A 9,958-nucleotide genomic window follows, 5' to 3' on the forward strand; every position below is an offset into this window, starting at 1 on the left:
GAAGGTCCACCCCATCCTGAGCGCCTACGGGCACGGCCTGGACCGGGCCGGAGTCGTCTACAGCGTCTCCACCAGCCTCAGTCGGTGGTCGCGGTCCGCGCTCGCCGGCGCCGGATCAGTCTCGCCACGGTGTAGGCCACCGCGACGTAAAGGGTCCAGACCACGAAGGCGTACGTCGCGTCCGTGCGGGTCGTGGGGACCGGGCCGAAGATCGTGAACTTGCTCAGGATCACCGCGCACCAGCCGACGACGATCGAGACGATGGCGGCCACGTCCAACCCGAGGTGATAGCCGAACGGCGTATCCGGCTCCGGACTCACCCGCGACGCGACTGCGGCCCCGCACATGCTGCCACCGATGGCAGGTACGGCGATGGTGATCAGCGCGGCGATCGACCACACGAGAAGTGACCATCCGGTGTCCACGAGAGGCGCGATGAGGATCCTCGGAAAGATGGAATGGGCGTTCCACGTGGGCTCGTAGGGGGCCAGCGGAACGGCCAGCGCGCCGATACCGATGGCCCAGAAGGAGCCCAGTGCCGCGGCTCGCTGAGTGGGGGACATGCCCTCAGCGTTGCTCTTCGGCCTCTCGTCCGCATGAGTTCGCGTACTCAGCTGGCCCGCCGACGCTACGGTCGGATCATGAACGGACCCACCTTGAGGGAGCTCGCGGTGCAGGCGCTGTCGTCGGTGGAGCGCGGCTACGACCTGTTGGCCCCGAAGTTCGACGCGACGCCGTTCAGGACGCCGGACTGGATGCTCGCTGCCACGATCACGGCGCTGCGAGAGTACGGGCCGTTCGAGCAGGGTCTCGACGTGTGCACCGGCACCGGCGTCGGTCTGGAGCTGCTCGAGGAGGCGACCGCGGCGACGCCGACGGGGGTCGACTTCAGCGCCGGGATGCTCGCGCAGGCCAGAGCCGCTCACCCCGAGGCCGACCTGGTGCGGGCGGATGCTCGCGCGCTGCCGTTCGAGGCTGCGTACGACCTGGTGGTGAGCTTCGGGGCGCTGGGGCACTTCCTGCCGGAGGAGCGCGGGCCGCTCTTCGAGGGCATCTACCGGGCGCTGCGACCGGGCGGGGTGTTCGCGCTGCCGGCCACTCGGGCGCCGAAGCCGACGCACCCGGCCTACTGGCTGCTGACCGGGTTCGACCTGGCGATGCGGGTGCGCAACGCGGTGTGGCGACCGACGTTCGTCATGTACTACCGGACCCATCCGCGGCCGGCGCTGCTCGCCGACCTGGCGGCTGCCGGGTTCACGGTCGAGACGTCGCCGATGCCCGGTGTCGGCGAGCTGATCATCGCTCGCCGGCCACCGGGCTGACGGTGCGCCGGCCTCACGCGCGGCGCGGGTTCCGCTCCGCCAGCCGGGCGGCGACGGTCGGGACGATCACCGCGGCGGCGACGAGGTGGGAGATCACCAGCATGATGTTGGTTGCGTAGGAGTCGGTGACGGCGACCAGGCTGGGCACCAGCGAGAGCGCGGTCAGGGTCCAGGCGGTGCGCTTCCAGGTCGAGCGCGGGTGCTTCGCCCAGCGGGTGAGGCAGACGGCGATGATGATGCCGATCAGGCCGAGCTCGGCGACGGCCCAGGCGAGCCCGGTCGCGGGGATCGCGGCGGGTTCGACACCGGTGCCGGGGAGCGCGACGTCGAACGGCACCCCGACGGCGCGGGCGCCGAACTCGTAGACGCCGGTGATCACGGCGCCGGCGAGGACGGCGGCGGTGCTGACCAGCCAGACCGGCATCCGTCCGGCGAACTGGCGGGTGGTGGTCGTGGTCTCGGTGTAGGTGCTCATGATGGTGCCTCTCGTCTCGTGGTTCTCCTGGTGTTCTCGCGGTCCGTACGGCCGCCTCTCACCCACTCCACGAACGCCTCGACGCCGATTCGACATGTTTCCGGGTAAAGGTTTCTGGGGACGAAGCGCAGGGCCCGTTCTCCGTTCCTCAGTCGAGACGGCGGAACGCACGCGTGGACAACGGGACGAAGATCGCCAGCAGGACCGCCGGCCATGCCACGGCGAGCAGCACCGCGTGGTCGGCGAGCAGACCGGAGGTGATCCCGGTCGGGTTGCCGAAGAGCTCGCGGCAGGCGGTGGCGGTGGCCGAGACCGGGTTCCAGGCGGCCAGGAAGCCGAGCCAGCCGGGCATCGTCTCGGGCGAGACGAACAGGCTCGAGCAGAACCCCAGCGGCCACACCAGCACCTGCACCATCGTCAGTGCGCCCTCCATCCTCAGCGTCAGACCGAGGAAGATGCCCAGCCACAGCATCGCCAGCCGCAGCCACAGCAGAAGGCCGACAGCAGCCGCCGCCTCGAGGAACGAGCCCTCGATCCGCCACCCGATCAGCAGCCCGCCGAGCATGAGGACGCCCAGCTGGACCGCCGAGTTGCCCAGGTCGGCGACCGCACGGCCCAGTGGCACCGCGAGGCCGCTCATCGGCAGCGATCGGAACCGGTTGGTGACGCCGCGCTTGGTGTCCTCGGTGACCACCGCCATGGTGCCGTCGATGCCGAACATCATCGTCAGTGCAAGCACCCCGGGCAGCAGGTAGGGCAGGTACGTCCCGCCGCCCGGCATCTCGATCGCGCCGCCGAACAGGTAGCCGAAGATCAGCAGCATCATGATCGCGAACAGGATGCCGAACACCGGTCCCCACGGCTCGCGCTGCCAGTGCTTGAGGTCGCGCAGCGTGATCACCCAGGTCTGTGTCGCGGTCTGTCGCAGGGTGGTGGTGAGTGCAGTCATCGGGAGACTCCTTCGGGGGCGGTCAGATGGAGGAACACCTCGTCGAGGGTCGGCCGGCGCAGCAGCACGTCGTCGACGGTGATGCCGGCGGAGTCGAGGGTGCGTACGACGTCGACGACCGCGGCACCGCCGCCGGTCGCGCCGGCCTCGACGGTGACCTCGAGCCGGTCGGGATCGACAGCTGCCGCGGAGCCGAGGACGCCGGCCATCCGGGCGAGGTCGTCCGGCCCGGTCGCAGTGACGATCACCCGGTCGCCGCCGAGGTCGCTCTTCAGTGCCGACGGCGTGCCTTCGGCGATCACCCGGCCGGCGCCGAGCACGGTGACCATGTCGGCCAGTTGGTCGGCCTCGTCCAGGTACTGCGTGGTCAGCAGCACCGTCGTCCCGTCGACGACCACCTGCCGCACCATCTCCCAGACCTCGTGGCGGGCGCGCGGGTCCAGCCCGGTGGTCGGCTCGTCGAGGAAGAGGATCTGCGGGCGGGTGACCAGGCCGGCGGCGATGTCGAGGCGTCGCCGCATCCCGCCCGAGTAGCCCGAGACCTTCCGGTCGCCGGCCTCGGTGAGGCCGAAGGCGTCGAGGAGATCCCCGGCACGACCTATGGCTGCTGCTTTCGACAGACCGTGCAGCCGAGCGAACATCACCAGGTTCTCCCGGCCGTGGAGGGCCTCGTCGAGGGCGGCGCTCTGCCCGACCAGGCCGATCGTGGATCGGACCCGGGCGGGGTGGCGTACGGCGTCCTCCCCGCCGACGCGCACCTCGCCGGCGTCGGGCAGGGTGAGCGTCGCGAAGACGTTCACCGCGGTGGACTTGCCGGCACCGTTCGGCCCCAGGAGGGCGTGCACGGTGCCGGCGGAGACCTCCAGGTCGAGGCCGTCGAGCGCCTGGGTTTCGCGGTAGCGCTTGCGCACCTTGCGCGCGGAGAGGGGAGTCGACGTCATCGGCCCACCTCGATCCGGAACACGCCACAGCGTCCGGCGACGGCCTCGAAGGCCTCCGGCGTCACCGCGGTGACCACCCCGGCGTCCAGCATGATCTTCGCTCCGTCCGTCATCCGTTCCGGCCACAACCGGAGCACGGTCAACGCCTCGTCCCCCTCGACCTCGACAAGTCGCACGTCCTCGGTGCGCTTGCCGATCCGGAGGGTGCCGCGCCCGGACGCGGCCCGTACGTTGCGGGCCCAGTCGGCGCCCGGGAAGCCCTCGAGCAGGTAGCGGCGCCCGTCCAGGTCCAGCACCGAGAGCGGGGTGCTGCGGGGCTTGCCGCTGGTGCGGCCCGGCACGGTGAGCACGGGCAGCTCCTTCATCCCGAGCCCGGTCTTGGACAGGGTCATGAAGACCTTGTTCATCGGCTTGAGCCAGCGCGGCGGCACCGGTTTCGCTGCCGTCGCGGAGAGCGACGGGATCGCATCGTTCGGCATGCACGTTCCTCCAATTTCGTACGCTGTACGAGGATGACAACGGAGCGACTGTAGCATTTGTTCCGTACGATGTACGAAATTTTTTTGGATGAGGTTACGATGAGCCACGTGCCGGAGCAGAGAGACCAGCCAGACCCGTCCTTGCGGCTGCTCTGGCGCCATCGGACCGGGGCGCTCGAGGAGCCGAGGGCGAAGCGCGGCCCGAAGCAGAAGGTGAGCGTCGACGAGGTCGTCGACGCCGCGATCGAGCTGGCCGACGCCGAGGGTCTGGCGGCGGTGACGATGCGCGCCATCGCCCAGCGCTTCGGCCTGGGGACGATGACCCTGTATTCGTACGTCCCCAACCGCGACGCGCTGCTGGTGCTCATGGCCGACCAGGTGACCGGCCGGACCCCGCTGCCGGAGCTGCCCGACGACTCGCGCAAGCGCCTCGAGCTGGTCGCCAACCTCGCGCACGACGAGCTCCGGGCCCACCCGTGGCTGCTGGAGGTGCAGGACGTACGCCCCTGGCTGGGCCCGAACATGAGCGACCGCTACGAGTGGCAGCTGCGCGCCGTCGACGGCCTCGGGCTGGCCGATCTGGAGATGGACCAGACGGTCGCCGTGCTGATCGGGTTCGCCGGAAGCATCGCCCGAAGCGAGCTGATGAAGCGCCGCGCCGAGCAGGTCACCGGGATGACCGAGTCGCAGTGGTGGGCCGCCAACTACGACACGTTGACCGAGGTCATGGCGGGTAACCACTATCCGCTGGCCAACCGGGTCGGCACCGCCGCCGGTGAGGCCTACCAGGCGGCCACCGATCCGGCGCGCGAGCTCGACTACGGGCTGGCCCGGATCATCGACGGGGTGCTCGCGCACGTCGGCGAACGGTCCCCTGATTGACTAGTGCCATGGCGACGCTCGACTTGACCACCGACGTGGTGACGCTGACCCGGCAGCTGATGGACATCAACTCGGTGAGCCTCGATGAGCTCGAGCTGGCCGACGCCGTGGAGAAGGCACTGACCGCGTACGACCACCTCGTCGTCGAGCGGCGGGGCAACTCGATCGTGGCGCGCACCGACCTCGGTCTTCCCGAGCGCGTGGTCATCGCGGGCCACCTCGACACGGTGCCGGTCAACGGCAACTTCCCGAGCCGCCTCGACGAGGCCACCGGCATCCTGCACGGCCTCGGGGCCTGCGACATGAAGTCCGGTGACGCGGTCATCCTCAAGCTCGCCGCGACCCTGGACGCGCCCAACCGCGACGTGACGTACGTCTTCTACGACGCCGAGGAGATCGAAGCCGTCCACAACGGCCTCGGCAAGCTCGCGGCCAGCGAGCCCGACCTCCTGGCGGGCGACTTCGCGATCCTGATGGAGCCCTCCAACGCCGGTGTCGAGGCCGGCTGCCAGGGCACCCTGCGGGTCGAGGTGCGCACCACCGGCGAGCGCTCCCACAGCGCCCGCTCCTGGCGCGGTGTCAACGCGATCCACAAGGCCGGCGAGGTGCTGCGCCGACTGGAGGCGTACGTCCCGCGCAAGCCGGTCATCGACGGGCTCGAGTACCACGAGGGCCTCAACGCGGTCTTCGTCTCCGGGGGAGTGGCGGGCAACGTGATCCCCGACGAGTGCGTGGTCACGGTCAACTACCGCTTCGCCCCGGACCGCTCCGAGGAGGAGGCGCTCGCCTTCGTGCAGAGCTTCTTCGAGGGCTACCAGGTCACCCTGACCGACTCCGCGCCCGGGGCGCTCCCGGGCCTGGACCGGCCGGCGGCCAAGGCCTTCGTCGAGGCGGTCGGCGGCGAGGTCGGGCCCAAGTTCGGTTGGACCGATGTGGCGCGGTTCACGGTTCTCGGCATACCTGCGGTCAACTATGGTCCAGGTGACCCGATGTTCGCCCACAAAGCCGACGAGCACGTGCGGATCTCCGAGATCACCACCTGCGAGCAGGCCCTTCGTGATTGGTTGACCGCATGACCCGACGCAGCGGCTCCGGCCCGCGCCCCACCAAGGGGCGTCCGGCCGGAAGCACCACCGATCAGCGACTGCTGGACAGCTCCGGCCATGGCGACTGGGTCCACACCGACCCCTGGCGGGTCATGAAGATCCAGGCCGAGTTCGTCGAGGGGTTCAACGACCTCTCCGAGATCGGCCCGGCCATCTCGGTCTTCGGGTCCGCGCGTACGCCCGCCGATCACCCGACGTACGCCCAGGCCGAGGCCGTCGGCCGCCGGCTGGCCGAGGCCGGGTTCGTGGTGATCACCGGCGGTGGCCCGGGCACGATGGAGGCGGCCAACAAGGGTGCCCTCGAGGCCGGTGGCGAGTCGATCGGGCTCGGCATCGAGCTGCCGTTCGAGGCCCGGCTCAACGACTACGTCAGCTTCGGGCTCAACTTCCGCTACTTCTTCGTGCGGAAGATGATGTTCGTGAAGTACTCCCAGGGTTACATCGTCATGCCCGGTGGTCTCGGCACCATGGACGAGCTCTTCGAGGCGATGACGCTCTCCCAGACCCAGAAGATCACCCAGTTCCCGATCGTGCTGATGGGTGTGAAGCACTGGGAGGGGCTCCTCGACTGGATGCGCGAGACGATGCTCTCCGACGGCCGGATCAAGCAGACCGATCTCGACATGATCACCCTCACCGACGACGTGGACGAGGCGGTCGAGCTGATGCTGAAGGCGCGTGACTGAGGCGATGGGTTGGATCTTCGCGGCACTCATCGTGCTGGTTCTCGGGGGAGTCGCCCTCGTTGCCGCCGGCTCGGGTGCGCCGATGGGGGAGGAGTACGGCGACCGGCCCGACGCGCTGGTGCCCCGCGACCGCCTCCTGGAGGGGGCAGACCTGCGTCGCGTACGTTTCTCGGTGGCCTTCCGGGGCTACCGGATGGACGAGGTGGACGCTTTGATCGCCCGCCTCGCCGAGGAGGCAGAATGGCGTGAGTCGACCGCGGCCGGGGATGCCGGCGGGGGGATCGAAGTCGGGGGACTCACATCACACACGCCCGAGCCCGATTCGGGCTCGCCCGACGTCTAGGACAGAATCGCTGCCGTGAGCTTCGCTGCCGTACTCGTCTACGCCGTGACCGCCCTGGTCGCGGTGATCGTCGCGCTCACCTATCTCAAGCCACATCTTCTGCAGCCGCAGCGGGCGGGTCTGCCGTCCAGGATCCACCTGTACGCCGGGGTCGCCGGCCTGCTCGTCTGGGTCCTCTTCCTCGCCTCGCCGTCGTCGTTCTTCCTCGGCGGCGACCTACCGGGCGTGATCGGGCTCTTCGGGATCTGGTTGGCCGCGATCGCTGGTCTCTACCTCCTCGCCCGGCGGCTCAAGGAGCAGCGCGCCGGCGCCGCCGACGACGACTACGGCTATGACGACTACGACGAGGAGTACGCCGCCGAGGACGGTTACGGCTACGACGAGTCCGGCTATGCCGATGCCGGATACGACCGCTACGCCGACTACGACGACCGTTCCGGCTATGCCGACCCGCGGCGGTCTGCTCAGGAGCCGGTCCAGCAGCCGGTCGCCCGGCCCGGGGTCCCACCCGTTCCACAGCCGATCACGCAGCCGGGCGCCCAGCCTGGCGACCAGCCTGGACGCCCGGCCGAACGACGGCCCGAGCCCCGACGGGCGGCTTCCGGTGTCGACGAGACCGCCGTGATGGCTCCGATCGAGCGCGACCCTTCGCCCGCGCCGCGGCCGGCTCCGGCTCCCGCTCCGGCCCCCGCTCCGGCTCCCGCTCCGGCCCCGGCACCTGCCCCGACGCGGGACGGGCAGATCGGCCGCCGCGTGGCAGGCCGCCAGGCGCCGCCCCCCGCCCCCCAGCCCCAGCAGCCTTCGGTCCCTCAGCCTCCGCCCGCGCCGCAGCGGTCCGCCCCGCACCGGTCGGCCCAGCGCCCGCCCGCACCCCAGCCGCCTGCGCCGGACGCACCCGCGCGGTCCCGGCAGGAGCGATCCCGACAGGAGTGGCCCGCGCCCCCACGCCCTGCACAGGAGCGCCCGGCGCCGGAGCGTCCCGCGCAGGAGCGGCCCGCCCCCGAGCAGCCGGTGCGCGAGCGACCCGCCCCCCAGCGCCCGGCGCCGCAGCGCCCGGCACCCCAGCGCTCGACGCCTCAGCACCAGGCTCCGCAGCCGCCGCCACCCGAGCAGCCCCAGCCGGGGCAGGGTGCGCCGGGTCGTGGCCCGGGCGGCCAGGATCCTTGGGGTCGCCGGCAGGAGCCGCCTCAGCGACGCTCGCGTGGCTACGACAACCGCTACGACGACCGCCGCAACGACAGCCACGACGAGTTCGCCGACCGTCGATACCGGCGTGACAGCAGCTACTCGGGCTACCCGGGTCAGCCGCAGCCTGGTCAGCAGCCGGCCCCGCCGCGCGCGCCACGGCCGGCGCCGCGCCCGGCACCCCAGCCCGAACCCCAGCCCGAGCCGGCACCCGCACCGCCGTCGAGCCGGCAGTCGGGTCGACGGGTGGCGCAGGAGCCCGAGGCGTACGACCCCTACTCCTTCGACTCCTACGGTCCCCAGGACCGCGCCGAGTCTCAGGCTCCGCGCGCGCCCCGGGGACGCCAGCGTCGCCAGCAGGACCAGGACTACGACGACCCGGCCTACGCCGGGTACGAGCAGGACTACGACCAGGCTCATGACCAGGCTCACGACCAGGCTCATGACCCGGCCTACACCCAGGGCTACGACTACGACGATGCCTACGACCGTGGCTATGACGACCGCTACGACGACCGCTACGACGACGCCTACGACAGGTCGGCCGGTGGCGACCGCCGGGACCGGGGCGGAGCCTTCCTCGAGGGCTCCGGAGCGGCGATCGTGGTGCACCTCACGCTGGTGATCCTCGCGATCTGGTTGACCTGGGCCTACGGGACCTCAGTCATCTGACAGGTTCGAAGGCAGGTCAACCCGCCGAAACTCCCACCTTGCCGTCAGGTCTGCTGACCTGATGAGGGATAATGGAAGCGCAATGCGCGCTCCGAGGCCATCCGGCAGGTGAGCGCCGACACGCGAGACACGGAAGAAGGTGCCGCATGGCGGCGATGAAGCCGCGGACGGGAGACGGTCCGCTGGAGGTCACCAAGGAAGGTCGGGGCATCGTGATGCGCGTCCCGCTCGAGGGTGGTGGCCGGTTGGTCGTCGAACTGAACGCCGAAGAGGCCGCTGCGCTCGGCGAAGAGATCAAAGGTCTTGGGCTGAACGCGTAGATGACCACAACGCTGCCGTCACAGGCTCTGCCGTCGCAGGTCACGCCGCCCACCTTCACGCTCAGCCCGCTCGGTCCGGAGAGCCTCGATGCCGAGATCATCGCGCTCCCGGTCATCCCCGGCGAGGATGCGCTGGTCATCGGTCCTGGGGCCGCCGACCTGGGCGACGATCACGACCTTCTGGGTCACCTCGAGTTCGAAGGTGCCACCGGCAGTGCCGGTGAGGTGACGACGTACGCGGTCACCGGCTCCGGCGCTCTGCGCCGGATCCTCCTGATCGGTGTCGGCGCGCAACGTCGCGACGACTTCCGGCGGGCGGGCGCCGCGTTGGCTCGTGCCGTGCGAGACCGGTCAGAGGTCGTCACGACCATTCCGGCAGTCGATCCCGAGGTCGGGCTGGAGCCTTTCGTGGCCGGCGCGACGCTGGGTTCCTTCCTCTTCCACTGGCGCTCCGAGGGAGCGCCGTGGACGCCGGTGGAGACGATCACCCTGGCCGACCTCGGCGACGACCAGGCGGCAGCGTTGGACCGGGCTCAGGCGATCGCGCGCGCCCGGTTGGGCGCGCGCATATTATCCACCGTCCCCAGCCAACAGCACA

General features: G+C 70.6%; 13 protein-coding genes. 8 read left to right on the forward strand and 5 right to left on the reverse strand.

What is annotated here, in order from left to right; all coding sequences use genetic code 11:
• Positions 1–77 precede the first annotated feature (77 nt).
• The gene (locus tag ACFVDI_RS27990; protein WP_378912154.1) at positions 78–563 is read right to left on the reverse strand and encodes a hypothetical protein; all 486 of its coding nucleotides are present in this window, start codon (positions 561–563) and stop codon (positions 78–80) included.
• Between the two features lie 78 nt (positions 564–641).
• Between ACFVDI_RS27990 and ACFVDI_RS27995 the strand changes: the two genes are divergently transcribed.
• Positions 642–1,322, forward strand: coding sequence for a class I SAM-dependent methyltransferase (locus ACFVDI_RS27995; protein WP_378912155.1), 681 nt, complete (start codon positions 642–644; stop codon positions 1,320–1,322).
• A 13-nt stretch (positions 1,323–1,335) separates the two neighbouring features.
• Here ACFVDI_RS27995 and ACFVDI_RS28000 read toward each other — a convergent pair whose 3' ends face one another.
• From ACFVDI_RS28000 to ACFVDI_RS28015, 4 genes are all read right to left on the reverse strand, one after another.
• Positions 1,336–1,797: a DUF6069 family protein gene (locus ACFVDI_RS28000; protein ID WP_378912156.1), complete on the reverse strand. Its 462-nt coding sequence runs from the start codon at positions 1,795–1,797 to the stop codon at positions 1,336–1,338.
• Between the two features lie 148 nt (positions 1,798–1,945).
• The gene (locus ACFVDI_RS28005; RefSeq protein ID WP_378912157.1) at positions 1,946–2,746 is read right to left on the reverse strand and encodes an ABC transporter permease; all 801 of its coding nucleotides are present in this window, start codon (positions 2,744–2,746) and stop codon (positions 1,946–1,948) included.
• Positions 2,743–3,687, reverse strand: a complete 945-nt coding sequence (locus tag ACFVDI_RS28010; protein ID WP_378912158.1) for an ATP-binding cassette domain-containing protein — start codon at positions 3,685–3,687, stop codon at positions 2,743–2,745. The genes ACFVDI_RS28005 and ACFVDI_RS28010 overlap by 4 nt, the downstream gene beginning before the upstream one ends.
• The gene (locus tag ACFVDI_RS28015; RefSeq protein WP_378912159.1) at positions 3,684–4,166 is read right to left on the reverse strand and encodes a nitroreductase/quinone reductase family protein; all 483 of its coding nucleotides are present in this window, start codon (positions 4,164–4,166) and stop codon (positions 3,684–3,686) included. The genes ACFVDI_RS28010 and ACFVDI_RS28015 overlap by 4 nt, the downstream gene beginning before the upstream one ends.
• Positions 4,167–4,265: 99 nt before the next feature.
• Here ACFVDI_RS28015 and ACFVDI_RS28020 point away from each other — a divergent pair, with 99 nt between their 5' ends.
• The 7 genes from ACFVDI_RS28020 to ACFVDI_RS28050 form a co-directional block, all read left to right on the forward strand.
• On the forward strand, positions 4,266–5,048 hold the full coding sequence (locus ACFVDI_RS28020; protein WP_378912160.1) for a TetR/AcrR family transcriptional regulator: 783 nt from the start codon (positions 4,266–4,268) through the stop codon (positions 5,046–5,048).
• 8 nt (positions 5,049–5,056) lie between these two features.
• Positions 5,057–6,124: a succinyl-diaminopimelate desuccinylase gene (dapE, locus tag ACFVDI_RS28025; RefSeq protein ID WP_378912161.1), complete on the forward strand. Its 1,068-nt coding sequence runs from the start codon at positions 5,057–5,059 to the stop codon at positions 6,122–6,124.
• A complete protein-coding gene (locus tag ACFVDI_RS28030) occupies positions 6,121–6,840 on the forward strand; it encodes a TIGR00730 family Rossman fold protein (RefSeq protein ID WP_378912162.1) in 720 nt (239 codons plus the stop codon). Before dapE ends, ACFVDI_RS28030 begins: the two co-directional genes overlap by 4 nt.
• Positions 6,833–7,183 (forward strand): DivIVA domain-containing protein, encoded by a 351-nt coding sequence (locus ACFVDI_RS28035; protein WP_378912163.1) that lies wholly within the window; start codon positions 6,833–6,835, stop codon positions 7,181–7,183. The genes ACFVDI_RS28030 and ACFVDI_RS28035 overlap by 8 nt, the downstream gene beginning before the upstream one ends.
• A 15-nt stretch (positions 7,184–7,198) precedes the next feature.
• Entirely contained in the window at positions 7,199–9,040 is a 1,842-nt protein-coding gene (locus ACFVDI_RS28040; RefSeq protein ID WP_378912164.1) for a hypothetical protein, read from the forward strand.
• 146 nt (positions 9,041–9,186) lie between these two features.
• On the forward strand, positions 9,187–9,360 hold the full coding sequence (locus ACFVDI_RS28045) for a DUF3117 domain-containing protein (RefSeq protein WP_008358749.1): 174 nt from the start codon (positions 9,187–9,189) through the stop codon (positions 9,358–9,360).
• A partial coding sequence (locus ACFVDI_RS28050) for a M17 family peptidase N-terminal domain-containing protein (RefSeq protein WP_378912165.1) occupies positions 9,361–9,958 on the forward strand: 598 nt, incomplete at its 3' end.

It is taken from the genome of Nocardioides sp. NPDC057767 (genome assembly GCF_042798275.1).
In the GTDB taxonomy this organism is placed as follows: Bacteria; Actinomycetota; Actinomycetes; order Propionibacteriales; family Nocardioidaceae; genus Nocardioides.

Excerpts from the sequence above, each read along its gene's own strand:
- ACFVDI_RS28010 (WP_378912158.1), bottom strand. The coding sequence starts at position 3,687 with ATGACGTCGACTCCCCTCTCCGCGCGCAAGGTGCGCAAGCGCTACCGC.
- ACFVDI_RS28005 (WP_378912157.1), bottom strand. The coding sequence starts at position 2,746 with ATGACTGCACTCACCACCACCCTGCGACAGACCGCGACACAGACCTGG.
- ACFVDI_RS27990 (WP_378912154.1), bottom strand. The coding sequence starts at position 563 with ATGTCCCCCACTCAGCGAGCCGCGGCACTGGGCTCCTTCTGGGCCATC.
- ACFVDI_RS28020 (WP_378912160.1), top strand. The coding sequence starts at position 4,266 with ATGAGCCACGTGCCGGAGCAGAGAGACCAGCCAGACCCGTCCTTGCGG.
- ACFVDI_RS27995 (WP_378912155.1), top strand. The coding sequence starts at position 642 with ATGAACGGACCCACCTTGAGGGAGCTCGCGGTGCAGGCGCTGTCGTCG.
- dapE (WP_378912161.1), top strand. The coding sequence starts at position 5,057 with ATGGCGACGCTCGACTTGACCACCGACGTGGTGACGCTGACCCGGCAG.
- ACFVDI_RS28015 (WP_378912159.1), bottom strand. The coding sequence starts at position 4,166 with ATGCCGAACGATGCGATCCCGTCGCTCTCCGCGACGGCAGCGAAACCG.
- ACFVDI_RS28000 (WP_378912156.1), bottom strand. The coding sequence starts at position 1,797 with ATGAGCACCTACACCGAGACCACGACCACCACCCGCCAGTTCGCCGGA.
- ACFVDI_RS28030 (WP_378912162.1), top strand. The coding sequence starts at position 6,121 with ATGACCCGACGCAGCGGCTCCGGCCCGCGCCCCACCAAGGGGCGTCCG.
- ACFVDI_RS28045 (WP_008358749.1), top strand. The coding sequence starts at position 9,187 with ATGGCGGCGATGAAGCCGCGGACGGGAGACGGTCCGCTGGAGGTCACC.